Annotated in this window: 22 protein-coding genes and 2 pseudogenes; 10 read left to right on the forward strand and 14 right to left on the reverse strand. The window is 41.6% G+C overall.

What is annotated here, in order from left to right:
- Nucleotides 1–100: 100 nt before the first annotated feature.
- Together AC5590_RS32525 and AC5590_RS32530 are read right to left on the reverse strand one after the other, a co-directional pair.
- Entirely contained in the window at nt 101–2,128 is a 2,028-nt protein-coding gene (locus AC5590_RS32525; RefSeq protein ID WP_169267367.1) for an HAD family hydrolase, read from the reverse strand.
- A gap of 221 nt (nt 2,129–2,349) precedes the next feature.
- Entirely contained in the window at nt 2,350–3,192 is an 843-nt protein-coding gene (locus AC5590_RS32530) for a hypothetical protein (protein ID WP_169267368.1), read from the reverse strand.
- A gap of 1,003 nt (nt 3,193–4,195) precedes the next feature.
- On the opposite strand from AC5590_RS32530, the gene AC5590_RS32535 reads away from it, so the two are divergent.
- The 9 genes and pseudogenes from AC5590_RS32535 to proB all read left to right on the forward strand — a co-directional run bounded on the left by AC5590_RS32535 (nt 4,196) and on the right by proB (nt 13,551).
- Nucleotides 4,196–5,053 carry a DUF4231 domain-containing protein gene (locus tag AC5590_RS32535; RefSeq protein WP_169267369.1) on the forward strand — a complete coding sequence of 286 codons (858 nt, stop codon included), beginning with the start codon at nt 4,196–4,198 and terminating at the stop codon, nt 5,051–5,053.
- 223 nt (nt 5,054–5,276) lie between these two features.
- Complete coding sequence (locus tag AC5590_RS32540; RefSeq protein WP_169267370.1) at nt 5,277–6,863, forward strand: B12-binding domain-containing radical SAM protein; 1,587 nt, start codon at nt 5,277–5,279, stop codon at nt 6,861–6,863.
- Nucleotides 6,864–7,349: 486 nt separating this feature from the next.
- Complete coding sequence (locus AC5590_RS32545; protein WP_169267371.1) at nt 7,350–7,556, forward strand: hypothetical protein; 207 nt, start codon at nt 7,350–7,352, stop codon at nt 7,554–7,556.
- A gap of 197 nt (nt 7,557–7,753) precedes the next feature.
- Nucleotides 7,754–9,013 (forward strand): GNAT family N-acetyltransferase, encoded by a 1,260-nt coding sequence (locus tag AC5590_RS32550; RefSeq protein ID WP_169267372.1) that lies wholly within the window; start codon nt 7,754–7,756, stop codon nt 9,011–9,013.
- A 114-nt stretch (nt 9,014–9,127) separates the two neighbouring features.
- Nucleotides 9,128–9,613, forward strand: a pseudogene (ruvX, locus tag AC5590_RS32555) (Holliday junction resolvase RuvX).
- 250 nt (nt 9,614–9,863) lie between these two features.
- Nucleotides 9,864–10,436, forward strand: a complete 573-nt coding sequence (locus AC5590_RS32560; protein ID WP_169267373.1) for a DUF3727 domain-containing protein — start codon at nt 9,864–9,866, stop codon at nt 10,434–10,436.
- Between the two features lie 86 nt (nt 10,437–10,522).
- Nucleotides 10,523–11,608 (forward strand): annotated as a pseudogene (gene mltG, locus AC5590_RS32565) (endolytic transglycosylase MltG).
- Nucleotides 11,609–11,652: 44 nt separating this feature from the next.
- Nucleotides 11,653–12,210 carry a YqeG family HAD IIIA-type phosphatase gene (locus tag AC5590_RS32570; protein ID WP_169267374.1) on the forward strand — a complete coding sequence of 186 codons (558 nt, stop codon included), beginning with the start codon at nt 11,653–11,655 and terminating at the stop codon, nt 12,208–12,210.
- A 231-nt stretch (nt 12,211–12,441) separates the two neighbouring features.
- Nucleotides 12,442–13,551: a glutamate 5-kinase gene (proB, locus tag AC5590_RS32575; protein WP_169267375.1), complete on the forward strand. Its 1,110-nt coding sequence runs from the start codon at nt 12,442–12,444 to the stop codon at nt 13,549–13,551.
- A gap of 46 nt (nt 13,552–13,597) precedes the next feature.
- On the opposite strand, the gene AC5590_RS32580 is transcribed toward proB, so the two are convergent.
- The 3 genes from AC5590_RS32580 to AC5590_RS32590 all read right to left on the reverse strand — a co-directional run bounded on the left by AC5590_RS32580 (nt 13,598) and on the right by AC5590_RS32590 (nt 17,131).
- The gene (locus AC5590_RS32580; RefSeq protein WP_169267376.1) at nt 13,598–14,911 is read right to left on the reverse strand and encodes a tyrosinase family protein; all 1,314 of its coding nucleotides are present in this window, start codon (nt 14,909–14,911) and stop codon (nt 13,598–13,600) included.
- 420 nt (nt 14,912–15,331) lie between these two features.
- The gene (locus AC5590_RS32585; RefSeq protein ID WP_169267377.1) at nt 15,332–16,375 is read right to left on the reverse strand and encodes an ROK family protein; all 1,044 of its coding nucleotides are present in this window, start codon (nt 16,373–16,375) and stop codon (nt 15,332–15,334) included.
- Between the two features lie 12 nt (nt 16,376–16,387).
- Complete coding sequence (locus tag AC5590_RS32590) at nt 16,388–17,131, reverse strand: Mut7-C RNAse domain-containing protein (RefSeq protein ID WP_169267378.1); 744 nt, start codon at nt 17,129–17,131, stop codon at nt 16,388–16,390.
- A 136-nt stretch (nt 17,132–17,267) separates the two neighbouring features.
- Here AC5590_RS32590 and hisA point away from each other — a divergent pair, with 136 nt between their 5' ends.
- Nucleotides 17,268–18,041 (forward strand): 1-(5-phosphoribosyl)-5-[(5-phosphoribosylamino)methylideneamino]imidazole-4-carboxamide isomerase, encoded by a 774-nt coding sequence (gene hisA, locus AC5590_RS32595; RefSeq protein ID WP_169267379.1) that lies wholly within the window; start codon nt 17,268–17,270, stop codon nt 18,039–18,041.
- A gap of 383 nt (nt 18,042–18,424) precedes the next feature.
- On the opposite strand, the gene AC5590_RS32600 is transcribed toward hisA, so the two are convergent.
- The 9 genes from AC5590_RS32600 to AC5590_RS32640 form a co-directional block, all read right to left on the reverse strand.
- On the reverse strand, nt 18,425–19,825 hold the full coding sequence (locus AC5590_RS32600) for a sensor histidine kinase (protein WP_169267380.1): 1,401 nt from the start codon (nt 19,823–19,825) through the stop codon (nt 18,425–18,427).
- Between the two features lie 245 nt (nt 19,826–20,070).
- The gene (locus AC5590_RS32605; RefSeq protein WP_169267381.1) at nt 20,071–20,610 is read right to left on the reverse strand and encodes a GNAT family N-acetyltransferase; all 540 of its coding nucleotides are present in this window, start codon (nt 20,608–20,610) and stop codon (nt 20,071–20,073) included.
- Nucleotides 20,611–20,637: 27 nt separating this feature from the next.
- Nucleotides 20,638–22,044, reverse strand: coding sequence for an ATP-binding protein (locus AC5590_RS32610; RefSeq protein ID WP_169267382.1), 1,407 nt, complete (start codon nt 22,042–22,044; stop codon nt 20,638–20,640).
- 48 nt (nt 22,045–22,092) lie between these two features.
- Nucleotides 22,093–22,479, reverse strand: coding sequence for a type II toxin-antitoxin system VapC family toxin (locus AC5590_RS32615; RefSeq protein WP_169267383.1), 387 nt, complete (start codon nt 22,477–22,479; stop codon nt 22,093–22,095).
- The gene (locus tag AC5590_RS32620; protein ID WP_169267384.1) at nt 22,479–22,700 is read right to left on the reverse strand and encodes a type II toxin-antitoxin system Phd/YefM family antitoxin; all 222 of its coding nucleotides are present in this window, start codon (nt 22,698–22,700) and stop codon (nt 22,479–22,481) included. Before AC5590_RS32620 ends, AC5590_RS32615 begins: the two co-directional genes overlap by 1 nt.
- A gap of 98 nt (nt 22,701–22,798) precedes the next feature.
- Complete coding sequence (locus tag AC5590_RS32625; RefSeq protein WP_169267385.1) at nt 22,799–23,398, reverse strand: GNAT family N-acetyltransferase; 600 nt, start codon at nt 23,396–23,398, stop codon at nt 22,799–22,801.
- Between the two features lie 385 nt (nt 23,399–23,783).
- Nucleotides 23,784–24,674, reverse strand: a complete 891-nt coding sequence (locus AC5590_RS32630; RefSeq protein ID WP_169267386.1) for a glycine betaine ABC transporter substrate-binding protein — start codon at nt 24,672–24,674, stop codon at nt 23,784–23,786.
- Nucleotides 24,675–24,717: 43 nt separating this feature from the next.
- Nucleotides 24,718–25,359, reverse strand: a complete 642-nt coding sequence (locus tag AC5590_RS32635) for an ABC transporter permease (RefSeq protein WP_169267387.1) — start codon at nt 25,357–25,359, stop codon at nt 24,718–24,720.
- The gene (locus AC5590_RS32640; protein WP_169267388.1) at nt 25,356–26,105 is read right to left on the reverse strand and encodes an ATP-binding cassette domain-containing protein; all 750 of its coding nucleotides are present in this window, start codon (nt 26,103–26,105) and stop codon (nt 25,356–25,358) included. The genes AC5590_RS32635 and AC5590_RS32640 overlap by 4 nt, the downstream gene beginning before the upstream one ends.
- Nucleotides 26,106–26,468: the final 363 nt, after the last annotated feature.

Consider the following 26,468-nt stretch of genomic DNA (forward strand, 5'->3'; position numbering starts at 1 on the left):
TTCCCCCCGTTGTAGCACCTGGCGTGAGGGATGCCCGACAGGGCAGGGTGAGGTTAAAAGTAGGATCTTCCTACTATGGACAAGTTAAGGGATTTTGTTCCTAAGGAGTTTGTAATGAGCGCTTAACTACCTTGAGTCTAGGAGTAAGAACTTTGGACTTGATAAGCAACAGCAAGCGCCGATAGCGGTGAAAACCTTGTATTGCCTTTTGGACAGGTGGAGAACTTTGGGCGACTGATCCCTCAAACCATAAACCCTGATTATAAGCAAATCTTGCAGTCAAAAAAGATTTAGCAACATTTACCCAAGAGTAAGATTGAGCAAGAGAATTAGTATTCTCACTATGACCTGCTTCCCAAGGAAAATCTCCCCAAGCCTTCGCCTCTGTATAAGAAGGGTTTAACCAAAATGACTGAAGCACATCTGCAGAAGCTTCACGCACATCTGCCCACGGATTCACTAAGTTTGAATCAAGTAACAGATTCTCTGTAAAAGAGTAAACTGCCTTCCTGACAACTGGTAGTCCCCAGTCGATAATCCTTTGATTATGTTCTTCCTTGAAAACTGGTCGAACTTGATCCCCTTCCTCCATGAAGCCAAGCACGGTACCATGATCTGCACTACAAAACATTTCCAAAGGAACAATACCCAACTCAGGTAAAACATCTTTAAAGCCAGTTCTTGTCCGTTGATCAAAGAAATAGCCTTTCTTAGAGTCAGATTGATTTCCCTTGGAATTACTTTTGAGGCCGTAAAATAAACCCACATCAAGTGTGGCACCGTTGGCATTGACAAGTGCCGCTAACGAATCATATGAACTGCCAAACCAACCAACATCAACTAATCCCTTTGGCGTTGAGTCAAGCACTCCCTCTTGTTCTAGATATTTCATCAGAACTTGTTTCTTCTGTTGTGCTTTCTGAAGAATGAGGTCACTGACTTCAGGTTTGTCAAGGACTGGGTGCAACAGCTGTACCTCTTGTGGACTGAGAATTCGCAACCAATCTTCTTCTTTGAATCCAACAGCAGCCAAGCTATCACGAATCTCTTGGGGAGCAATAGAAACCCGCGCCAGAAAATCTTGAATAGATAGGGTACTTGTGCCATCCAAAATCCAGCTTGGTCTTTTCAGCATCTCCAATGCCTGCTGTTGATCAAGACTGACGACTGCTGGCAGATTCCACGATAATCTACTGCCATAGATATAGCGAAGTTCGCAAGGAAAGTTGAGCTTGGCGACTAATCTACGCGCTATTTCCAGCAAAACTTGACCATCTCTCGACACAAAGTAGAGCCGTTTTAAACCCATCCGCTGAGCCTGTTGGAGTATCCAGAGAACATAGCCGACTAATGTCGGGGCTACCACACCTGCAGCGGCATCACGCAAAGCCTCTTCTTTTGATGATGATACCGGAACTTGCAAGCGCACTAGTCTGGAGGCACCAGCCATAGCAGAAGATAAACCCTCTGTCGCATAGGAATGTGACTCTAGTTTTTGCTCATATCGATTCAAGTTGCCTTCGGAAAAATGTTGAGCTTTCAACCCAACTTTTTTAGCCCCCTGAACATCAATACGCAAATCATTACCATAATGAGATACTTCCGCTGGCGAAACACCCTCACGACTGAGCAATTCTCGGAAAAGTTCACCTGTTGCCTTGGATTTTCCGTATTCATAAGATACATACAGTTCATCACCATCCACCCAGAACGAATGACGCATTAACTGGTCTTTGATGAACTCAGCAGGCAAATACATATCGGAGACGAAAACCACACGCTTGTTTTGCTTGCGGGCAGCCTGTATGAGATCTCTTGCAACCGGGATCGGGCGAATCAGCTCAGATTCCAAGGCACATTCAATGTGCATGATTTTTTCGCATTGCTCATCAGTGAGTCGCAGGGCGATCGCAACTTCCGTGTAGATTTGCTGCAAAGAATATTTTTCACCCACATTGCTGTATGCCCGGAACTCAGCTGTAGTGCGAGCATGAACGAAGGCTTCAGGTGTACAGTGAATCAGAGATTGATTGGCTAATCGCTTACCTAGCAAAAGAAAGAACGCTTTTGGTGTTCCCACAGTTCGTGTCAGAACGGTGTCGAAAACGTCAAATGAGGAGATTTGCATTGTGTTGTGTTAATGTATTCGTTTTTAGTAAAAATTAGCTAAAAGGATGTTTTATAAGTATTGTTTGAAACACACCGATCTTCAAGATCTCCTTAGATCCTTTTGGGAAACGAGGTAAAATTCCCCCCTTGGGAAGGGGGATTTAGGGGGATCTACGACAATTTTGTATACTCAATTAAACTTTCCAAACATCCTCTAATGAACACCAATTCTATGGATCATCAAGTTAAGGCTAAATTAAACCAAAACTTGTGTCTGACATCCCTAACATAATGTCTTAAAGCAATTTCTTTACTAGCAAATTTATCTGGATAAATAAATTGGTCTTCTACATTGAGAACATATCGTTGCGAGCACAAAGGCTTGCCATGATTCTGGTGGATTGTCAGATGCACCACTGTTTGTTCAGTAAAATACGAGGGAACTCCTTCCATCTTCGCCAAACGTTCAATAGCAAAACTCCAATCCAACTCGTGCTTGAATAAAATAAATCCAGCATTGATTGGATTTAACTTCTCGGAGTCATCGCAAATAATTCTGTCATCTAATGAATTAGAGCAATCAGGTAGATATCTAGTGTATTGATCATCTGAAGTAGCTAACTCAACTAAGTCAATTCCACCTGGGAAAAACAAAATATCTGAATCAGTGTAGATCGTTGGACCATTCACAGGAATTGACATTAATGCCGATAACTTTCTGCCCATTGTATGGTGTTGAGCATATTCAGAAACACATTCAGGCAAGTCGTTTCTAACAAGTTTTTTTAAAGGCACCACCTCAACACAGGGATGTATGCGGCACAGTAAACGACAACTATCATCAGTATAGCTACCATCAGAAATAACAGTGAATTTTTCTGGAATACCTACATAACGGATGAATGACCGAATACTTACCACTTGTTCTGGCAAGTCCCGCTCGCATGATAAAGAATAAATCTTAATTGGAACTTTTCGATTTTGTTTTATAGGAGCTTTGACCAACTTAACAACTATGTCTCTATAAACAGAACGAATAAATTGCCCTTGAAATTTTGCTGTATGATAGCCTATGTTTACCATTTGTTTATCCTTAAAAAAATATAATTTACGACTACAGCTACAGTCATACTTAAGTATATAGATTGGTCGCTGCAATCCTACTTAGGCTGAAACGAGATCAATTTATATTAGACTTTATGGATACTAAATATAAACTCCGGAATGAATTCCTAATAGTTTTTTGATTAGTTTTACCAAATTTCTCTGGTTAGTTAGAGAACGTCTGAATATCAAATTGCATATGTACAATAGATTAATTGCGTGGAAATACATGGTCAATAAAGATTTGTTTTTTTTACATATTTTTTATATTCACCAGACAATATATGTCGCTATTCCTAATTTTATGAGTGACGCATTGACATGAAAGTTATTATATTTTATAATTTAATACTTTTAGTGCTTGTCATCTTAAGCGCTTCGTGTTAACGCTCTCCAGAGTATCCCATTTTGGAAAATACGCCCAGCGAATAGAATTCAAAGGCTATACAAACTGAAGTCTGTGGGCTAAATATGCCGAAATCGAATCCTCCCTAACACTCCCACCCCTTGAAGGATACTCCTAGCAGATTAACGGCGATATGCGAACGCAAGTGCGTGCAGCTTTGCGCAAAGCGCAGACGCATAAAGGCGTATGGCACTCGTTGCTCTAGTTTTCCGTAGAAAGCAGCAATACTTTTTCTAGAAATTAATGCAGTTATCACATGCGAGAAAGCTCTGCTTGTTCTTGCTACCAATGTTTAAAGTTGAGGTGCAGCGTCAAATCTCACCGATGAAACAGACTGATGATAACTTTTTATACTAGAAGTATTTGGATATATATATAGCTCAAGTGTCTGATCTGTGGTTGCACTTGTATCAAAAAAAATGATAATATACCCAAGTTTTGGCAAAGCCAGTCAGAATATCACGAAAAAAATATCAAAGATCCTCCAATCTGTATTTAAATCCTGCTATTTTTATCCTGAAAAGCATTTTGCTACAGGAACTTCTATAGTTGTTTGTACGAATTGGTTACTGAGCAATGACTACTATTGAGCCAAAAAACCAGACAGATATGTCCGATATGCAGGAACAATCATCCTCCTCATCAAGTCAAAAAATGTTGTTATTTACTTTGAAGATCATTGAGTATTTCTTTTTAGCTGCTTTTATTGGTTCAGGTGTTATTACTTTTGTTCTTCCAGACAATCCAAGAGTCGTACTCACTGGATCTATTTCTTTGGCTATCTTTGTTTTTCTGTTCCTCATCAATCAACAAGTGTTTCGGGTTTCTAGTAACGCCGCTTCTAAACTCGATCTACAGAGAAAAGCCGAACTCTATCTAATGAACAGTAACAATCACTCCACAAAGAACCCGATTGCCCCAGCCAGAGAAAAGGCTTTACAGTATTCCCAAGAGTTGATTGACGATTATAAAAAAACTCGAAATCTATCGAGAAATCTTTACTATAGTTTGCAAATCGGAACCATTGTTTTCTCAGGAGTGACACCAATTTTAGTTTTGGTAGACAAATTGGAACCAGGTCAAAGTTTACTGAAGTGGCTACCCGTAATCTTTCCAGCTATTGCCTCCATAGTTGCTAGTGTAGTCACCTCGTTTCCTTTTCAGGAAAATTGGATTTCTGCTAACACGACAGTTGAATCGTTAGAAGCGGAACAAGAAAAATTTGTCTTGGGAATAACTCCATCTTATCGTTGCTATGACTCAGTTGACGAAAGCCAACAACAACAAAAGGCAAAGGAGGCAATAGAAAACTTTATTACTCAAGTGAATAATATTCACCTCAATCAATTGCAAGCAGTGACTGAGAGTCAGAAAAAAGAGGAGAAGACACAGCCAGCAGATCAATCTACCCAGTCAAACTCACAGCAAAGTTAAAAAAATAAAGTAAAAAAAATTGCTTTTGAGAACGAATGGCGTCTAAGTGCCGAGTTATCTTAGGTTAAGTTGTAACTCAATGCACTTAGGCCCTATCTTTTGGCTATGTGAACTAGCTCACTTGCCTGATCAAACAGAAACTTCAAAGAAGAAAACTTCGTCAGTGTACCAATTATTATAGTTACAGCGAAAAAACACTTTTGTTTGTGAGGGTTGACGGTTCATGCGAATTTTACTAGTTTATCCCATTTTTCCCAAAACATTTTGGTCTTATGAGAAAATATTGGCGTTAGTTGACCGCAAAGTTCTCTTACCACCATTGGGTTTGGTGACAGTAGCAGCAATTTTGCCTCAAGAATGGGAGTTTAAGCTAGTTGATCGCAATATCCGCCCAGCGACAGAAGAGGAATGGGCTTGGGCGGATGTGGTCGTCTTTTCTGCGATGATAGTCCAAAAACAAGATTTATTAGAGCAAATTCGCGAAGCAAAGCAACGTGGTAAGTTAGTTGCTGTAGGTGGTCCTTACCCCACCTCAGTTCCTGGGGGAGTTCAAGAAGCTGGTGCAGATTTCCTAATTTTAGATGAAGGGGAAATTACCCTCCCAATGTTTATTGAAGCAATTAAACGAGGTGACACTTCTGGTACATTCCGCGCGACAGAAAAACCAGATGTCACTACAACCCCAGTACCCCGTTTTGATTTGCTAGAGTTTGACGCTTACGATATGATGTCAGTTCAGTTTTCGCGGGGTTGTCCTTTCCAGTGCGAATTTTGTGACATTATTGTTCTTTATGGACGCAAACCTCGCACCAAAACTCCTGCACAACTCTTGGCAGAGTTAGATTACCTCTATAAGCTGGGTTGGCGGCGTGGTATTTTTATGGTGGATGACAACTTTATCGGCAACAAGCGCAATGTTAAGTTGTTGCTCAAAGAGTTAAAGGTTTGGATGGCAGAACACAAATATCCATTCCGGTTTGACACCGAAGCTTCTATTGACTTAGCACAAGATCCAGAATTGATGCAGCTGATGGTTGAGTGTGGTTTTGCTGCGGTATTTTTGGGAATTGAAACACCAGATGAAGACAGTTTGCAACTGACAAAGAAGTTTCAAAATACGCGTAGTTCGTTAACTCAGGCTGTGCAAAGTATCATCAAAGCGGGTTTACGACCAATGGCTGGGTTTATTATTGGTTTTGATGGAGAGAAATCAGGTGCAGGCGATCGCATTGCCCGCTTTGCCGAACAAGCAGCTATTCCCTCCACAACTTTTGCTATGTTACAAGCACTACCAAATACAGCCCTTTGGCATCGCCTTAATAAAGAAGGACGACTACGGGAAAATAAAGATGGCAACATTAACCAGACAACTTTGATGAACTTTATCCCCACTCGTTCTTTGGAAGACATTGCCAGAGAATATATTGAAGCTTTTTGTAGTTTATATGACCCCATCTCCTACTTGGATCGTACCTACCGTTGTTTCCTCATCATGGGTGCACCGAGTTGGAAAGCACCATTCAAGATGCCAGAGTGGGTTGTTGTTAAAGCCCTGCTACTGATTATTTGGCGACAAGGGATCAAACGGGAAACTCGCTGGAAGTTCTGGCATCACCTGTTTAGTATCGTCAAGCGTAACCCTGGAGTTGCAGAGCATTATCTCGCCACCTGCGCCCACAATGAACATTTCTTGGAGTATCGCCAAATTGTACGAGAGCAAATAGAATCTCAGCTTGCTGAATATTTGGCACAAGGCGTAGAAAAACCATATGAGATAGTGAATCAGACAGTGGCTGCTGTAGCTAGTTGAGTATGGATCATAGTTTGTTCAGCCACTATCACCACAAAACAACAAGCTTATTTACAGTCTCAGGAGAATTATAAAAAGAAAACAAGCGCCATGTGTTAAGTTGACGCTTAGAACACACTAGTACAGTACGGCGTAAATAGGGCAACCCTTCGGGTTCACCAGTCGCCTAGGTCGGGAAAGCCGTCATTCGCGCTGGTTCACCATTTAAAATCCCTAAAAAGTCCATTCCATAATACTTTTGACTTTTGACTTTTGACTTCCGCCTTGCGGTACTAGGGTCTGGGTTTGACGGCTGGATACTTAGTTTACGTGCTATGTTCTGGTGTACGCTAAAATCTTTATGAAAACCACTGCGTAGGCTTTAGCCTACCGTGGCAATTGTTTTACGCCATACATTAAACTTCATTGCGAAGTCAGAAGATAGACAAAATAACATGATAAATATTTTGTAATGTAAAGCAGCTGTAAAATTTTAAGGAGAACACAGTGGCAACGGAATCAAATTTATTAACGAGCACAAACGCAGAGCGTGATGATTTTAGTGAGTACGTAGCCCACCTACAGCTTCACATGGCACTGCAGGCTCGCAATCTGGTTCCACCCTTGAAACAGTCTCAAGAAGACAGCCGGGATCAATTACTCCATCAAACCCAAGCCAATTTTGAAAAGCTTGTTTCTCGTAGAGCAATATAGCTCAAAAGTGTTAAACAATGTTAGGGTAAAATTAAGATAAAGGAAGATTTTGTTAAGACGAGGCTAATGCTATTCTCGTGAAAATCTGCTTTATAATATGTGAAGTTACGAAAATCACCCTTTTGGTTTAATAGAAAGTAGCACAAAGCCGTTATGATGATTGCAGCAGTTCCTTTGACCTAGTTACTCTAAGCTGAATGGCGGCTCGAATGAAAATGACTTCATTACTTCAGCGAAATCTTAGCGTTATTATCCGACAAGTCCAATACCGGGACTTGGATGGAATAGAACGCCTAACTCAAGAGTCGTTCGCAGCCCAAACCCCCAAGGGAGCTTGTGATGCAATGCGGCAAATGCAATGGCTGCGCGGCTGGTATGGATTACTCAAATGTTTGAGTTGGTTTCCCAATCCATTACGGTATCGTTTCTATGCATACGTAGCAGAACAAGGGCGTACGCTTCTGGGAATGATTCAAATATCCCCGTTTAATCGCACGCACAGCACGTGGAGGGTAGAGCGTGTGATGGTAGAGCGTGCGATGGATAAGCAAGCAATTGGCTCACAGCTTTTGCGCTATTGCTTTGAATCAATTTTGGAGGCTCGTACTTGGCTTTTAGAAGTAAATGTCAACGACAAAGACGCACTGGCGCTTTATCGCAAAAATGGATTTCAGCGCTTAGCAGAAATGACATACTGGGAAATACAACCAGAGTTGCTTGAAGAATTGGCGAAATCAGAACCAGATTTACCCAATCTGCTGCCTGTAAGTAATGCTGATGCGCAGCTATTATATCAACTAGATACGGCATCAATGCCACCTTTAGTACGGCAAGTGTTTGACCGTAACGCCGATGACTTTAAAACAACTCTGTTCGGCGCTTTAACAGAAGCAGTGAAGCAGTGGGTGACGAAAGTAGAAGTAGTGAGTGGTTACGTTTTTGAACCCCAACGCAAAGCTGCGATCGGCTATTTTCAATTGCGATTGGATCGTAAAGGTCAACAGCCCCATGTGGCCACCTTGACAGTAAACCCAGCTTACACCTGGTTGTATCCAGAGTTACTTACTCAACTCGCTCGAATAGCACAGGATTTTCCTCCACAAGCTCTACAAGTCACCTCAGCAGATTATCACCCAGAAAGAGAAGAGTTTTTGGAGAGAATGGGTGCAAGTCGCACAGAACACACCTTGATGATGTCTCGCTCTGTGTGGCATAAACTGCGGGAGTCAAAATTTGTCTCTCTAGAAGGAATTCAGTTACCAGAAATGTTGCAAGGCTTACAACCTGCACGAAAACCGATTCCCGGTGGGATGTCATGGGTACAACAAGGACAGCCAGTGTCGCCAGAAAGAATTGCACAACCCAATACGACAAAAGAAACTATTGTCTTTTCGTGCAATAACAGCAACGTAGAAACATCTAGCCAGCAAGAACCGGCAGATGCTCGGCAGGAGTGATTAGCAGTGGGTTTTGAACAAGGACAAGCACACAAGGATATAACGGAACAATTAGACAAAGGGATACAAGGGCAATCTCTCCCCTGTTCTGTTGCTTCCAGTGTCCCTGTCTATTTGCACACTTCAGCTACTGAGGAAAAAAGCTCACAGCAATTCGTTTGTGCTTTAGGATTAGATGTTGGGCGCAAACGTATTGGTGTGGCAGGGTGCGATCGCACTGGTTGAATAGCCACTGGTATCACTACTATAGAGCGAACATCGTTTGAGCGGGATGTGGAGCAAATACGACAACTCGTCAATCAGCGGCAAGTACAAGTCCTAATTGTTGGGTTACCTTATTCTATGGATGGTTCTTTAGGATTTCAGGCTCGTCAAGTGCAGAAATTTACAACCAGACTTGCCAAGGTTCTCAAACTGCCTGTGGAATATGTTGATGAACGATTAACTTCATTTCAGGCAGAGCAAATGCTCATAGCAGAGAATCGCTCCCCCTCTCGTAACAAACAACTTATTGACCGTAAAGCAGCATCCATCATCTTACAACAATGGCTGGATACGAGGCGATCTCGTTTGAAAAGCACACTAGTTTCTGCTGATTAATGCAAGCTTCTAACATGATATTCTAAAATTTATTAATCAGTTTTACCCTTCGGCTGAGTCCTGAGCCCTGAGTCCCAAAGGGACACGCTGCGCGAACGGGCACGGCAAAGCCGAACGGACACGCTGCGCGAACGCTCAGTGCTAGTCAGGGTAAACCCTTAGTTTTGATTAATAAAATCTGTTTAAAGAAAGAATTCGGTTATTATAACAGTTGCTGGTAGTTTTTAGTAAAAAAGTCAAGATCTCCACTATGTTTTCCTCATCCTTTCCTGAAGAAAATGACCAGAGTCGTACTGGTTCCATCACTTTGACTGATGACAAAGGCAGAAGCCTCGAATGCTACATTGAGCATTCACTCACCGTAGATGGTCAAGAGTACGTTTTGCTTCTCCCGGTTGACTCACCAATAGAAATTTTTGCTTGGCAAGGTGAAGAAGAAGAAGAAGAAGCCATTTTAGTGGAAGATGAAACGATAATCGACCAAATATTTGGTATAGCCCAAGCTGTTCTTTCTGAGCAAAATCTGTTTTTAAAGCATACAGCTTATGCTCTGACTGTTGCAGGTGATTTACCACCAGTGGAAGAGTCAGAACTTTTTACTCTAGAAATTGAAGATGAAGAGGCAGATTTAGAGCCAGAGCAATTACAACTGCTATCGAGCTTCTACCACGAAGAACAAGAGTACGCAATTTACACTCCCCTTGATCCACTGCTGTTTTTCGCACGAATATCTCAAGCGGGTAAACCAGAATTACTCTCACCAGAAGAGTTTCGTCAAGTCCAACCTCTGCTGGAAGAACATTTGTTTAATGAAGTGGAGTAAGATAAAAAAATTCAAAATTAAAAATTAAAAGAATCAAAAAATTTAATTTTTAATGAGGGATTTTTCGTTAGAATTTTTTTACTTAGATGCATCTTTGGCAAAAAAGTTGGAAGCAGCTATTTATCCTAGGTCTAGTGCCCTTAACCGTTTTATTTGGTACTTGGCAAAGCTGGATATGGTGGAATCGGGCAATAAGCGCACCCATCCAAACAGTAAATCCAGGTGCAACAGCAAATAATTCGGTAAAGTGGCTGCAGATTCAAATCCCTCCAGGAACTGCATCACAGCAAATCGGTCGTAATTTAGAAAAGGCCGGTTTGATTCGCTCACAATTGGCGTGGAATGTGTGGGCACGTTACTTGGAGTGGAAAAACCCTCAAGGTAGTTTTCAAGCAGGAACATACGAACTTTCTCCTACCCAGCCTCTATCGGCCATCGCCCAAAAAATTTGGCAAGGAGAAGTGGTGCAAAATAGTTACACCATTCCCGAAGGTTGGTCATTGCGACAAATGGCGGCACATTTTGAAGAAAGAAAATTTTTCTTAGCTAAAGATTTTCTTGCAGCCGCGAGTCAAATTGACCGCGGCCAGTTTTCTTGGCTTCCCGCTGATCTACCGTACTTAGAAGGATTTTTGTACCCAGATACATACAAGATTGCCCGTGGTAGCATCACTCCCCAAGATGTTATTAAACAAATGCTCAGTCGCTTCGAGCAAGTCGCATTGCCATTGTAACAAAAAGAACAAAAGAAAACCCCTCTTAACCTTAAGCAATGGGTGACTCTCGCCAGTATAGTTGAGAAAGAGGCAGTAGTGGGGAGTGAGCGCCCCCTGATAGCTGGGGTGTTTTTCTCTAGGCTACAAAAGGGTATGCGCTTGGAAAGTGATCCAACAGTTGAGTATGCTTTGGGCATACGTCAAACAGCAGATCAACCTCTGACTTTCGCTCAAGTCAAAACCGTCTCTCCTTATAACACCTATCTTAATCCTGGCTTACCACCTGGTCCAATTGCCTCTCCAGGGTTAGCAAGTCTCAAAGCAACGCTTGCTCCAGAAAAAACTGATTACTTATTTTTTGTGGCACGTTACGATGGTACACACGTGTTCAGTCGTACTCTACAAGAACACGAAGCAGCTGTGACTAAAATCCGCAAACAAAGAAGTGGTCTGTAGTCCTTTATTTTATGCCAATGACTAATGAGTAATGACTAATCACTATGAACTGGAACAATCTCATACAGCCTAGCTTGATTTTAGAAGGTTCAGTGTTGAACCTCACACCAGACATGATCCGAAAAAATGGGCTGAAGGGGCTGGTGTTGGATGTAGATGAAACATTAGTACCAATAAAAGCTGCCTCCGCTTCTGTGGAACTCCAACAGTGGGTAGAACAAATGCGCCCCTGTGCAAAATTGTGCTTGGTGAGTAATAACCTGAGTCAAACTCGGATTGGTGGAATTGCGCGATCGCTCAACCTGCCTTATTTCTTAGGTGCAGCCAAGCCCTCGGGACGTAAAATTCGGCAAGCACTCAAAGCGATGGATTTACCTGTACACCAGGTAGGAATGGTGGGAGATAGATTATTCACTGATGTCTTAGCAGGTAATCGCTTGGGAATGTTTACTATTTTGGTAGAGCCGATTATCCATGCAGATCTTGCTCTTCGTTCCCATCCCATACGCAACTTTGAAGTTTGGGTTTCTGAAATTCTTGGTGCTTCTATTACTCCTAAGACAAAAAGAGTTACAAAAATTAATAAATCATCAGGAAAGTAAACCTAAAGAAAAAATTAAAAAAACCTTGTTTCAAACAAAAATCTGCAATCATAATAAGTATAAATAACAAAGGAGTCAGCCAAAATAAAGACTCTAACTCATAACAACTCAATATAAAAAAGTGAAGCGTCAGCCTCAAAATTATAGAGGATCTGGCGCTTCACAATTTTGTTAATTGTCCCTAGTTGTATGTCATAAAATGAGTGACCGATGACTAATGACCAATGACCAATGACTAAAACAATCGTCGTCAAAATTGGCACCTCCAGCCTGACTCAACCAGAAACCGGACAACTGGCACTTTCCACAATCGCGACTTTAGCAGAAACCCTGTGTGATCTGCGACGACAGGGTTACAAGGTCATTTTGGTATCCTCTGGTGCTGTGGGAGTGGGTTGTGCGCGGCTAGGCTTAACACAACGTCCTAAGGCGATCGCTCTAAAACAAGCAGTTGCAGCAGTCGGGCAAGGCAGATTAATACGAGTGTACGATGATTTATTTACGACACTGCAACAGCCAATTGCTCAGGTTTTGCTCAGCCGCAAGGACTTAGTTGAGCGCAGTCATTACCTTAATGTCTACAACACATTCAGGGAATTACTGGAACTTGGAGTGATTCCAGTGGTGAATGAGAATGATACAGTCGCAGTAGAGGAACTAAAATTTGGTGATAATGACACCCTTTCTGCTCTGGTTGCTAGCTTAGTAAAAGCAGATTGGCTATTTTTGCTTACCGATGTTGATAGGCTTTACTCAGCCGATCCCCGTTCTGTACCGGATGCCCAACCGATTGCTTTAGTTAGCAACATCAAAGAATTAGCAGAATTACAGGTGCAAACAGGTACGCAAGGTTCCCAATGGGGAACTGGCGGTATGGTAACCAAAATTTCCGCAGCACGAATAGCGATCGCTGCTGGTGTTCGCACCGTCATTGCCCAAGGACGATATCCAGGCAATATAGAAAAAATTTTACAGGGCGAAGCCATTGGCACTCACTTTGAACCGCAACCAGAACCAACTTCCGCCCGTAAACGTTGGATAGCATATGGTTTGGTTCCTGCTGGGAAACTTTATTTGGATGAGGGAGCAGTGCTAGCAATTTCTGGTTCTGGCAAATCGTTGTTAGCTGCTGGTATTACGGTGGTGGAAGGAGAATTTGACACTCAGGATGCGGTGCAATTGTGCGATAAAAACGGTCATGAAATTGCCAGAGGACTGGTGAACTATAGTAACAGTGAACTACAAAAGATTCGCGGACGCCGTTCTAGTGAAATTGCCGCTATTTTAGGTTATGTTGGTGCGGAAACTGTGGTTCATCGGGATAATTTAGTTTTGACGTAGGAGTTTCTAGCCCCACTTTTTTCCATGTTGAATCTTCTAAACTGATTTATCGGCTACCCCTTCTGCGTTCTGGCACACGAGTTCTCTTAACAGGAAGCTCCCCACGAGAGTGTCTTCTCCATCCTCTGCCTTTCTTCAAAAGAGTGTCATAGGTGTAGCCATACTTTCGCCAATTCAGAGTGTCTATAGGTCTGACAATATCGTTGGGTGCAATAACTGGTAAGTAGGGTCGTATATCAGTACTACCAATTGATCCTGGTATAGAATCACCTCCATCCCAAGGCCACATCTTGTCATTGAGATTGTGCCCGTAAGGTTCACCTGGAACACCGTAAAATTCGGGACCTTTGCGACCATTATTCTGCCATTCGGCCCAAAGACGATCTACGTTGGCATGAAGCAGAAAGAAAGCTGGTTCATTGGGGGAAGCTGGAGTGTTGCTTATAGTACCCAATGTTAGCAACTGCCGATTCGTCTCGTTTTGATTAGGATTAGGCACAGTCCCACCAACCAACGCATGAACGAGGTTGTGGTTACATGGGAAGTTTCGACATTCATTTTCAGTGCCGTCTGCATTGATGGTAATATCTCCCTCCAAAAATGGACGAAATGTAGCATAGTCTGGTGACTGAAGTATTCTGTCTGTTTCTGCCTTATCTAGAGGGAATCCAGTCCCAGCAGGTGCATCTGAACCTGCTAGATAGCGAATGAGTGAGGTACCTAGAGTTTCGGCTGTACTGATGTTTTTATGTAAATCCGGGACTATTCTCCAACCATCCGCTTCGGAAAAATTACCAGACACTACAGGACCCCCATCAAGTCTAATAGTAGGTCTACCATCTGGATATTCAAAAGTCAGTGTTGATCCTGAGCCATTTGTCCCCAAAAAATTGGGGTTAAAAATCACCTCAACGGCTCTTGGATCTGTCCAATCCCAGTAAGGGATAGTGATATTAGGATTAACTGAGCGCAAAGCTTTTTCAAATCGACTTAAATATTCACGGTGCCAAGGTAAAAATGCTCCATGTTCATGAGCTGCATCAGAGCCTGTCGCAGGTCCTGTAGAAGGCGTGTCCTGCGGTAGTATAACTTGACCACCCAATTGCATTTTGTCAAATGTCATAGCTCCTGCATGAATAGCAACAACCTCATCATAGAGACTGACATTTTTGCTGTTAGTACCGGGTCGTGTTTTTAATGTTTTGAGAGCATTAACAAAATCTAATTTTTCCTGTGGAGTCAGATCAACAACGTTCTTTCTGACGAAAGTAGTCTCCGTAGCTGGGGTTCTCAACATAGTCATAACAACAATCATGGCAACACTGATTGTTATGACCATTTCTCGCAGATATTTCTTCATGAAACATGTATTCTTACTGAAGACAATTTCACTAATATATATATCTTTGTATATCAAATAACAAAAATTTTTAGTAAATTTTTGACAGATTTGATTCGTGAATCCGCTAACGTCGTTGATAGAAATTTATTCTGACGTAAAGACATCAAGTAAATGGGAAAATACAAGTATTAAGCTGATATTAGCTGATTTGATACACTCTAATTTCAACTCAAGGTAACCCTATTATGTTACTTTTGAAAGAGAAAATATTATACTTTTTATGCACAGTATACAAAGTCATTTATTATACTCTTTCACTTAAAAATTGATACATATGAGCAAGCAGTTCTTGAGCAGGGAGAGTATGTATCAGAATTTTCGTGACAAGGTATGAATAAACTCACGTCATTGGCTTTTAGGCGTGAAATAAGCTTCAAATCACCTTAAAACATCTTCAGCCAAAGCTACTGCCCCCCACAACGGTGCATCATCTCCCAGCGTCGCCGAAACGATCTCAAAATTAACCTCAGGTAAAGCCGTCTCCCGCGCCACCTTTCGCAACACTTGCCAAAAATCCTCACCCGCCTTCATCACACCACCACCCAACACAAACAGCTGTGGGTTAATCAAATTTGCCACATTCCCAATACCAACACCCAGCGCCCAACTAGCCCTGTACAAAATTTCCTTAGCCAAATTATCCCCAGCAGCTGCAGCCTCACTCACTATCTGCCCAGTAATCAACTCCAAATTATCTCCCACCAACTCCCTCAACACCTCTCCTCTCTTGTCTTGGCGTCCTTGGCACGCCAGGTGCAACAAGCGCGGCTCGCCGCCCAACGCACTGGCTCGTCTTGGCGGTATGTCCTCCGGACACGCTGCGCGAACGTTTCTCAAAACTTCCCTCACATCCTGCGCCATATAAGGTCCCGACGCCAACCTCTCCACACATCCCCGCTTTCCACACAAACACACAGGTCCTGCAGGATCTACCACCATGTGTCCAATTTCACCAGCCATCCCCTCAGCACCTCGCCAAGGCTTACCGTTGAGTATCCAACCGCCCCCCACGCCAGTACTGACAGTCATGTAAAACAGACTGTCGAAACCTTGCCCTGCACCAAAGCGATACTCACCCAAAGCAGCAACATTCGCGTCGTTATCTACATAAGCAGGAACGCCAAATTCTTCCTCTAGCAAGTCGCGCAACGGAACATTCTCCCATCCAACGACATGATGGGATAGTCGAACTTTCCCTGTTGTTGCGTCCACTGGTCCCCCAAAACTTACACCAATAGCTTCTGGTTTCGCTCCCTTTAGTAAAGAGTTGATAACAGAGCGCATAATTTCTAAATCAGTGTCAGCATTTGCATTTGCTGGTGAAAGACGACGCTCATATCCTAGCCATTGCTTAGAACCTGCATGGACTGTCGCTGCTGCTAACTTTGTTCCACCAAAATCAAGCGCTAATATTAATGTCACAGTTTTTCTCCATTACTTATTACCTACTACCAAGTCAAGAAACTGTTGCAATCTTTCATAATGTGAACCTTTCCAGTAAATCTGATTGCAGTTTTGACAACGATGAAATTCATGATTATATAATTTGACAGTTTCTGGCAATTGGTTAACAATTAGTTCTTTGGTTACAGATTCTAATAATCCATTGCAGCGCAAACAGCGTTGAAAAGGTGATATTATTTTATATAAGTCAAAGCGTTGCATGACTTCAACAATTTGTTTATGCGGGTCAGTATTTCTGACGTAATATCCATAGCTGACGATACTTCGCATCAATAAACCGCGATCGCGAGTTAATAGAATTCGGTTTTGGGTACTGGAAATGTGGGCTAATTCTTTATCTTCATAATCATTTTGGTATAACGTATCAAATCCTAACAAGCGTAAAGACGTTACTAACTTGCCTAAATGAATATCTAAAACAAAACGGATGGTAGTTAGAGGTTTAGGTCTGACAGAAATAGTGGAAGTTCCTCTATCTGTGGTAGAAATTGGGTAAACATTGATGATATCTCCATCTTGGACAATGTAAGAAAAATCTACCGATATTCCATTAACTTCAATACCATCTACTTCTGGATGGGGAATACCTAAAGATTCAATCATATCTTTAATGGAAGCTCTTTCAGTAAAGATATGAGCTATTTTCATATCCTTTCTATGCGATGGTAAAAAGTCATTCAACTCTGCATAAAAGCGGAAAGAAGCACAAGCCATAGCAACAAGTTTTGGGAATTTCCTGTTTCTCTATACTAACTTGAGTTAATTTTCTAGATTTCTTGGTGGGATGATTCTGAATGCTGTATGTCATCTTAGACTGGGATGGGAGTCGTTTAAAAAGGAAAAGTTATAAATGGACGTAATTCCGGCGATAGATTTACTAGAAGGTCGCTGTGTGCGACTTTATCAAGGAGATTATGAACAATCGCAAGTTTTCAGCGACAACCCAGTTGAAGTTGCAAAGCAGTGGGTAGAACAGGGAGCCACCAGATTACACATCGTCGATTTGGATGGGGCGAAAACAGGTACATTAGTAAACTTGCCAGCAATTGAAGCGATCGCTCAAGCTGTGTCGGTATCTATTCAAGTTGGTGGAGGAGTGCGCGATCGCGATCGTGTAGAACAGCTACTCAACATAGGCGTACAACGCATTATTTTGGGAACCATCGCCGTAGAACAACCCCAGCTTGTACAACAACTCTGTCAAGAATTTCCACAGCAGATTGTTATTGGTATTGATGCTCGTAATGGAATGGTAGCAACTCGGGGGTGGCAAGAAACCTCTGAAGTTTTAGCAACTCAACTGGCTGTACAGATGCAAGAATTGGGAGCCGCAGCCATTATCTACACTGATATCCATCGTGATGGTACACTTTCTGGACCAAATATGGAAGCATTGCGATCGCTCGCGGCGACAATTTCTGTTCCGATCATTGCTTCTGGTGGTGTGAGTTCTGTTACCGATTTGCTGAGTCTGTTGGCGCTAGAATCACAAGGTGTGACTGGTGTGATTGTTGGTCGTGCGCTGTATACAGGGGATGTTTCTCTTAGAGAAGCATTGCGTGCTGTCGGTCAAGGGCGTATTCAGGATATTCCGCCCAATATAGATTTTTCAGCGTTTGCCTAATGTTTTCTACTCCCTGGTGTAGAGACACACCGTAGCACCTTTGTTGTTCCAAAATTTTTACCGGCTTGTAGCCGGTTATTTTTTGAAATTTTCCGGAATGGTAATTTTGAGTCGTGTATCTCAAGTTGTAAGCAATCATTCAGTTGTGAATATGCTCGTCAAACACTTCTTACTAGAGGTAAACCACGCAAAAAACCCTGGTACTACCAGATTCCAACCAAAATTCCAACAACAATAACAATAAAAGTTCACTGATGAGAGTAAAATGTCTAACTAAATAATATTTTTTTTAATCTTTCAATTTTTATTTTGAATTTTTCTTTTCGACAGTTTATGGGTTTCCTCTCTAGAGACGCTTGATTTATGCGTCTCTATTTTCTTTTTTATGACAAATTAATTGGTAACCGCACCTGAAACCTTGTATTTCCCGGTTGAGATAACACCCGAATATCACCCAGATGCTGTTCTACAACAATCCGGTAAATAATGTGCAAACCTAACCCAGTCCCCTCACCGACTCCTTTTGTTGTAAAAAATGGCTCAAAAATGTGAGACTGAACCTCGGGAGGAATTCCTGCACCATTATCAGCAATTTCTACGAGCAAAAAGTCGCTTTCGCAATTCGTACGAATCCAGATTTGACCACCTTGTCCATTAATAGCATCAATGGCGTTATCAATTAAATTTGTCCAGACTTGATTGAGTTCTCTACCGTAGGCAGTGATTAACGGCACTTCGCAGTCATACTCTCGCGTAACCGTCACATGACTATGCTTTAACTTGTGATTCAAAATGGTGAGAGTACTTTCGATACCCTCATGTACGTTTATTTCCTGTAAAGGTGCCCGATCCATGTAAGAGTAATCTTTGACAGCATCAACTAAGGTAGAGATTCGGGTTGTACAATGGTCAAGTTCATCTAACAAACCCCATTCTTGTAACGTTATCTCTGTCCAAGTTAGGACATTACCAAGTAACAATTCACCGATATTTTTCTTAACATTTTCCAGCCATTCGATATCGAGTCCTGCTGTCACCAGGTTGGGAGCAAGTTTCCAGCTGTTACCAACGTTGTGTGCTTCTAGCCATTGCATCACTTCATCCTCGCGATCGCTTTGCGTTAACGGATCAAGTCTGGCTGCTGTTTTGGCACGGGCGATGGCATCTTGCTGCAATTTAGCAACAAACGCTTTTTGGTCGCAAGTCATTTGTTTTTGATTCAGCTTTACCGTCAAAGGCTGCAATACCTGCCTAGTTTGGCGTAATTGTCCCACAGCTCTACGACAAGCTGAAGCTGGGTTATTCAACTCGTGTGCTAATCCGGCGGCTAAAGTGCCTAATGCTACTAGTTTTTCTCTGTGCTGTGATATTGTCTGCACAGCTTGTAAGCGTTCTGCCATTGTGCGGAGAATCTCAGTCATCACACAAGTACAACTCGAAAGCATTTCCCAAAATACCTGGTTTGGCACGTCCAAAATATGGCTACGAGTCACAGCACGACTGCTAGCCCAGAAATGTGTATGACCCATTAAAACGGGTAATTCACCAAACAGCGTTTTGGGTTCATAAATCGTCAACAAAATCTCTTGATTGCCAACCTTCTGCATAATCCGAATTTGACCTTCTAACAGTATGAAAACATGCTCAGCAGGTTCACCTTCGCGGCGATGAATTTCTCCCGGTTCTCGCCATACTTCTGTACCCTGTTCAAGTAGCCATTGCAACCGTTCACTTGGTAATTTGGAAAACAGAGGAACTTGGCGTAAAGTTTCAATATCAAGCATGATACACCTTTAATTTGTAAGTAGAACAACACAGAACAGTGCTGTAGGGACACAGCATTGCTGTGCCCCTATCAAGTGGTTTGTACTTGATGCAAATAAAAAGCACTGTAATAGCTAAAGCACTGTTTTAAATAACTTGTTAAGTAACTCATTTCAAATTAATTTTGCTACCTCTTTTATTCTTTCAATGAACAAATTAGGTTTTAGTTTGAAAGAAGAAACTAAATGCACTAACAACAAATGTTCTATTTATGTTCTGCATCTAGTTTAAATAACTCTAATTCAACACCGTAATATTTGTGAGTGCGACCCATTGGTATCATGCCAAGCCGTTGAGCTACCCGAATTGAATTATAATTTTCAGGCTTCACCACCGCATAAATGACTGGTAATTTAAGAAGATTAAATCCATATTCAATAGCACCTCGTGCAGCTTCTGTCGCATAACCTTTGCCCCAAGCTGCTTTTTTTAAGTGCCAACCCACTTCATAATCTTGGGTTGGTTTGCCCTGATTATCAGGTAGTGTTTTTAACAGGATAGTTCCTACAATTTCTCCGATTTGCTTTTGAATAATTGCCCAAGCGCCAGTGCCATTATTGAGTTGGGCATAGCGTTCAATCACTCGTTGCAAACTTGCCCGTTGAGTCTGTTCACTCTCCTCAGGTTTTCCACTAAGAAAGCACATCACGTCTGGATCCCCGTAAATTTCCAAGGCTTGTGCAGCATCAGCTTCAGGACTCCACTGACGGATAATTAGGCGCTGTGTTTGGAAAATCTCAGTCATATCTTGCAGTCAATCCTAGTAAAAATTCTACTCAGAAACCCCTTGACATGAACGATTCACTGCTGAAATCGGTAAACGTACTCGAAAGCATGTATTCCCCGGTTGAGATTCAAAATGGATGTCACCATGATGTTTGTTAACAATAATACGATAAGCAATTTCTAAACCCAACCCAGTGCCTTTTCCAACTTCTTTCGTTGTAAAAAATGGTTCAAAAATTCGCGATTGAATTGCTGGTGGAATACCTGCCCCTGTATCAGTTATTTCGACAACAAGACAGTTATTTTCTCTATAAGTACGAATTGTCAAATCGCCTTTACCTTTCATGGCATATATGGCATTATCAATTAAATTTGTCCACACTTGGTTTAGTTCACCAGCATAAACACAAATTTTTGGCAGAGTGCGGTCAAATTCTCGATTAACAATAATTCCTTTTTTCAGGCAATGATGGAGAATGAGTAAAGTATTTTCAATTCCGTCATGGATATCTATTTCTTGTAGAGGGGCTTGATCCATATAGGAATAGCCCTTAATAGCTTTCACTAACTCAGAAATGCGAGTGGTACTTTGCTCAATTTCATGAATCAACCCAAAAGATGAAAGTGTCGCGTCAAGCCATTTAAGAACATGCTCAAGACAGTCAATTGGGACGTTGTCAGCAAGAGTATCCAGCTTTTCTATGTCTAATCCAGCGTTGACAAATGTGGGGGCAAATTTCCAACTATTATTAATATCATGGTCTTCCAACCATTCTGTCACTTCGTCTTCTTTATCACTACACGTTAGAGGGTCAAGTTTAGGAGAGTGGATGGCGTGTTGTGTTGCTTGAGCTTGAATATCAGTAATGAATTTTACTTGTTCTTTAGATACTAAATTCAGCTGTAAAGCTAGAGTTTGTAAATTTTGAAAATTTTCGCACAGAAGGCTCGCCGCCCTTTTCGCCGCAGCCCCTGGATTATTCAATTCGTGTGCCAATCCTGCAGACATTTTACCCAGTGCTGCCATTTTTTCTTGCTGTCGTAGCTGCGCTTGCACCTCTTTGGTTCGTCCTGCCATTGCGGTGAGAATCACGTCAGCAATCGGCGAACATTTAATAAGCATATGTCTAAATGTTTCAATGTCTATTTGTAAAACGCGACTGGGTGCGATCGCATAAGCATTAGCAATAGCATTTGAACCTGTTAGCATCGAAAGTTCACCCATGAAGTCGCCCCGACGATGAACAACCAGCACTTGCGTTTCAACGCCCACTTGCTTAGTGACTTCAATTTGACCTTCTAAGACAACACAAAAATGATAGTTTGAATCGCCTTCACTAAACAGCACATCGCCTATCTTAAGTTCTATCTCAGTACCAAACTGCTTCATTTCCTCCAAAGCATCATCTGGCAATTTAGGAAACAGTGTCATTTGATTTGGATCGTGCAACATAGCAACTCCTTATATAATTTTTTCTAAAATATCTTTAATAACTATTGCCTACCACAGCCGTTCAATAGGATAGGCATCAAAGGCTGAATCAATACTCAATATAGGTATTTTTTCAACAATAGATTGTGAAATGAAAAGTCTGTCAAATGGATCTCTATGGTAAAGCGGTAGCGTTGCAACAACAGAAAGGTGGTTGAGATTGATGTCCAGTACATTGAAGTCATTAAGACTGAGTTGCTGTGTGATAAACACCTCAAATGGCAGATGAAAACTCAGCTTGCCTGTACTTTGTTTAATCGCCATCTCCCAGAGACTAGCTGTACTGAGCAGCTTTTCGTTATCCTCATTCTCGATTAGCACCCTTACTTGGTTGCTGATTTTTGTATTGCCTGTAAAAAACCAAAGAAATGTGTGAGTGTCCAGCAGCAGCCTCATTACATATAATCCTTAAAGTCTTCTAGCGGTTCATCAAAATCATCTGATACTGTAATCAAGCCTTTAGCACTCCCAAACAGCGAACGACGTTCAGGCGATACAGGAGTTAGTTTAACAACAGGCTGATTATCTTTTGTAATGACTACTTCTTCACCACTCATGACTGCTTCAATTAATTCAGAGAAATTTTTAGATGCTTCAGCGAGAGTTATTTCTTGCATGGTTGTTACCTCTAAGTTCCTAATTAATGCTTACATCAAAAATTGGTTGTTTGATGCAACAACTTCAGTTTAGTTTATCGAACTGGTAGATGAGTGAGTTAAGTAGAAGACGACATACATTCATATCGATACTCATGGCTGACACATCCTTTAAAAAAGTCCGCGTTTTCTTTTGTGGACACGTACTTAAAACCAAGTGATTTAATGAGTTCAATGGATGCGACGTTACGAGTGTCAATCTGGGCTGCCACAATCTTAACTTGATAATCGTTGAAAAGATGATTGAGCAGTCGTAAACATCCTTCCTTTGCATAACCTTGTTGCCAGAATGATGGGAAGATCATGTAGGCGATTGCAGCTATTTGATTGGCATATACTGTTGCTTGCAATGTTCCAATATATGTTCCAAATTGGCGAAGACGAATAGCCCAATTCAGCCATACTTCTTGCCCGTCAGGAGAAAGCCTTGAAGATAGCGCGCGATATCGAGTCTGCAAAACTTGCAATGATATGGGAGGCTCCTGTGGGATAAACTGATAAAGCCTTTCATCCTGCAATTGCCTGTAGATATGTGCTGCATGAGATTCCACCAGTGGCTCAAGCAACAGCCGTGAAATTTCAAGTGTTGTTTCAGGTGCAATTAGTTTCATCATTGTACTGTTGTTGTGAGGCAGAAATGATAATAATTTATTCGCCACTGATGACTGCCTCGATTAATTATGGCAAATTTTTAGATGCCTCAATGAGAGTTATTTATTGCATGGCTATCACTTCTGAGTTCCTAATTCATACTTACATCAAAAGATGAATTTGAATAAAATCAATGATACATACCCCGTAATAAAATACAAGCATCTGTTAGCATACTCTGATACTTTATATGAACCAGTTCAAAAATGTATCATTCCTACGACAATAGATCATTACTATGCATCACTACCCTTGAAGAACTTATGGTACTTCGTTGCCAAGAAATTATGAAACAGCAGGACTTAATCCAAGGACTAACTTGCGACCACTGGTAGCCAAAAACCAGAGCGGCTTAATTATAAGTAATCATCCGAACTTGATATTAGACCATGATTATGCTAAACCGTTGGCTTTGCGAAACTCGCTGACAACTTCCTTAACATCACGTAACTCGGCCTCAAACAAGTTGTTTAAGTGGCGCATTTCATCTGCCGAAATTTTTCCACTAAGTTGGGCGATCGCCTTCCTAACTTCCGGATACTTTTGCAATGTTTCTTTCCGTATTATTGGAGTTGCTTCATAAGGTGGAAAATACTGTTTATCATCCTTTAGTACAACTAAACCTAAGCGAGATATTTGCCCATCAGTAGAATTTGCACTTATCATATTGACTTGCTTTTGTAAAAGCGCACGGTATAGCAATCCCAAATCCATAATCCGAGGAGACTGGGCAAAGCGTAAACCGTAGGTTTTAGACAATCCAGGGAAACCATCTTCCCTGTCCATAAACTCGTAACCAAAAGCAGCTCGCCACTGAGGTGCATATTGAGCCGCTTCAGAGAGAGTTTGAATCTTATAACGTCTTGCCTCTTCACCCCTTATGATCATCGCAAACGTATTTTCAAAACCCAAAGATTTCATCACTTCCAAATTAAATTTCTGGGCATAAGCTTGTTTTAAGCGTTGATAAACCTCTTTTGGATCGTTAATTACTTTTTGTTTTAAAATAGCAGTGAAAGCCGTACCTGTATACTCAACATAAGCATCAATTTTGCCAGTAGTTATAGCTTGATGACAAACAAAGGTACCAAGCAAGTCGCGTCGGTCAACTTTTAAATTCGTTGTTGCTTCGATTTGCTGTGCTAAAAGTTCGCTTAAAATAGCCTGCTCACCAAGACCTTTAGAAGCAACAATAATGTCACCACCACTTTTATTAAACTGGCAGCTGACAATCCCTATTACCAAAGCAAAAGTTACAAGGAAAAAGGTGATTTTCTTTGTCATCTATCTATCTTCTTCACTATTGCTGAACTATAATTAATTCGCTCTATTTTTTAGTCACTTGAAATTTTCCTTCCAACCAACCAATAGTAAAATCAGCAAACAAAGCGATCGCGGCTGCAGGAATTGCACCAGCTAAAATTAACTCATTATTAACCGTTACAATACCACGAAAAATCAACTCTCCTAAACCACCAGCACCAATCGCCGCAGCTATAGTTGCAATCCCTATTCCAATCACTGTTGCCACCCGCACCCCTGCTAGGATAACACTTAGAGCCAAGGGAATCTCCACTTGAAGCAACAGTTGTTTATCAGTCATTCCCATGCCTCGCCCAGCTTCTATTATGGCTGGATCAACACCAATAATACCCGTATAAGTATTCCGAATCAGTGGTAACAGAGAATACAATATTAGGGCAACAGCTGCGGGGACTGTTCCAATTCCGCCGATCACAGGTATGGGGATAAGCAAGCCAAACAGTGCTAGACTGGGAACAGTTTGCATAATATTTGCAATACCAAGAATTGGTGCCCGAAGATTCCGCTGGCGAGTAATTAGTATACCAAGTGGAATACCTATCACAGCTGCAATCCCAATAGAAATTGCTACCAACAGCAAATGTTCCAAACTATGTTCCAAGATTTGCGAAGCATATTTTATCAAGAAGAAGTTGTTGATGTTCATAGGGCTGGTTTAAGACATTGCAGAAATGCGAGTGCTTCTGGGTGTTGAGAACCCTGAAATTCCTCTGGTGTACCCAACACTACTAATTTTCCTCCATCCATTAACCCAATTCTTGATGCCAACAGAAATGCTTCTTGGATATCGTGAGTGACAAACACAACTGTCTTACCGAGTTCCTGCTGTAACCGTTTAAATTCTTGTTGCAGCTCTAAACGCGTGATTGGATCGAGTGCGCCAAAAGGTTCATCCATCAACAACACTGGCGGATCTGCAGCTAGCGCCCTTGCGACACCAACTCGTTGTCTTTGCCCTCCTGAAAGTTCATGTGGATATCTTTGAGCAAATTTTTCTGGTTCTAAACCAACTAAATCCAACAATTCACGAACTCGCGTTTGAATCTGTTTGGGTTTCCAACCTTGCAAAGATGGAACTAAACCCACATTACGTTCCACTGTAAAATGGGGAAATAAACCTGTTTCTTGAATCACATAACCAATCTTGCGCCTCAGTCTAATTTCGTCCCATTGAGTTGTGGGAATGCCATTAAATACTACTTCGCCTTGTGTAGGTATAAATAGGCGATTGATTAATTTCATTGTCGTAGTTTTGCCACTACCACTACGTCCTAGTAGTATCAGTGCCTCTCCCGGATGGATACTGAAATTGAGGTTTGATACCAAAGGTCGATTATTCCGGCTAAAGGTAACATTGTCGAATTCGACAGCAATTTGGTTGTCTTGCGACATGGGTAATTTACAAGGTGGTTTTCTGTCATTATCTTCTGATTTTAGTCATATGGGGAATTCAATACTGCTGTAGTAACTGAACTCTTCAGACAGCCATACTTTCAATATGAGTTCAGGACTTACGCATTTCAACGTAATTCCGTCCGCAGCGACCGACAGCGTATGCGCTGCGGACATTCTCCCTTGTTGCGTAAGTCCTGGAGTTGTTAGCTAACAAATTATTTGTCTTGTTATCAAACAAGTGTCGTAAAGGTGTTGAGTAGATGTCGTTTTCACCTAAAGTCTGTTTTACATAATGGTTTTTTAGATATAGCTATAGCCAACTCTATTAGGACGTAGGGAACGCTTAACGCTTAACAGGGT

This window comes from Brasilonema octagenarum UFV-OR1 (genome assembly GCF_963888615.1).
Lineage (GTDB): Bacteria > Cyanobacteriota > Cyanobacteriia > Cyanobacteriales > Nostocaceae > Brasilonema > Brasilonema sennae.

What these genes read in the sequence shown, in the direction of transcription:
- AC5590_RS32540 (WP_169267370.1), top strand. Translation starts at nt 5,277, where the DNA reads ATGCGAATTTTACTAGTTTATCCCATTTTTCCCAAAACATTTTGGTCT.
- AC5590_RS32535 (WP_169267369.1), top strand. Translation starts at nt 4,196, where the DNA reads ATGACTACTATTGAGCCAAAAAACCAGACAGATATGTCCGATATGCAG.
- AC5590_RS32525 (WP_169267367.1), bottom strand. Translation starts at nt 2,128, where the DNA reads ATGCAAATCTCCTCATTTGACGTTTTCGACACCGTTCTGACACGAACT.
- AC5590_RS32635 (WP_169267387.1), bottom strand. Translation starts at nt 25,359, where the DNA reads ATGAACATCAACAACTTCTTCTTGATAAAATATGCTTCGCAAATCTTG.
- AC5590_RS32580 (WP_169267376.1), bottom strand. Translation starts at nt 14,911, where the DNA reads ATGAAGAAATATCTGCGAGAAATGGTCATAACAATCAGTGTTGCCATG.
- proB (WP_169267375.1), top strand. Translation starts at nt 12,442, where the DNA reads ATGACTAAAACAATCGTCGTCAAAATTGGCACCTCCAGCCTGACTCAA.
- AC5590_RS32620 (WP_169267384.1), bottom strand. Translation starts at nt 22,700, where the DNA reads ATGCAAGAAATAACTCTCGCTGAAGCATCTAAAAATTTCTCTGAATTA.
- AC5590_RS32630 (WP_169267386.1), bottom strand. Translation starts at nt 24,674, where the DNA reads ATGACAAAGAAAATCACCTTTTTCCTTGTAACTTTTGCTTTGGTAATA.
- AC5590_RS32530 (WP_169267368.1), bottom strand. Translation starts at nt 3,192, where the DNA reads ATGGTAAACATAGGCTATCATACAGCAAAATTTCAAGGGCAATTTATT.
- AC5590_RS32600 (WP_169267380.1), bottom strand. Translation starts at nt 19,825, where the DNA reads ATGCTTGATATTGAAACTTTACGCCAAGTTCCTCTGTTTTCCAAATTA.
- AC5590_RS32610 (WP_169267382.1), bottom strand. Translation starts at nt 22,044, where the DNA reads ATGTTGCACGATCCAAATCAAATGACACTGTTTCCTAAATTGCCAGAT.
- AC5590_RS32640 (WP_169267388.1), bottom strand. Translation starts at nt 26,105, where the DNA reads ATGTCGCAAGACAACCAAATTGCTGTCGAATTCGACAATGTTACCTTT.
- AC5590_RS32590 (WP_169267378.1), bottom strand. Translation starts at nt 17,131, where the DNA reads ATGGCTTGTGCTTCTTTCCGCTTTTATGCAGAGTTGAATGACTTTTTA.
- AC5590_RS32570 (WP_169267374.1), top strand. Translation starts at nt 11,653, where the DNA reads ATGAACTGGAACAATCTCATACAGCCTAGCTTGATTTTAGAAGGTTCA.
- AC5590_RS32560 (WP_169267373.1), top strand. Translation starts at nt 9,864, where the DNA reads ATGTTTTCCTCATCCTTTCCTGAAGAAAATGACCAGAGTCGTACTGGT.
- AC5590_RS32605 (WP_169267381.1), bottom strand. Translation starts at nt 20,610, where the DNA reads ATGACTGAGATTTTCCAAACACAGCGCCTAATTATCCGTCAGTGGAGT.
- hisA (WP_169267379.1), top strand. Translation starts at nt 17,268, where the DNA reads ATGGACGTAATTCCGGCGATAGATTTACTAGAAGGTCGCTGTGTGCGA.
- AC5590_RS32615 (WP_169267383.1), bottom strand. Translation starts at nt 22,479, where the DNA reads ATGAGGCTGCTGCTGGACACTCACACATTTCTTTGGTTTTTTACAGGC.
- AC5590_RS32550 (WP_169267372.1), top strand. Translation starts at nt 7,754, where the DNA reads ATGGCGGCTCGAATGAAAATGACTTCATTACTTCAGCGAAATCTTAGC.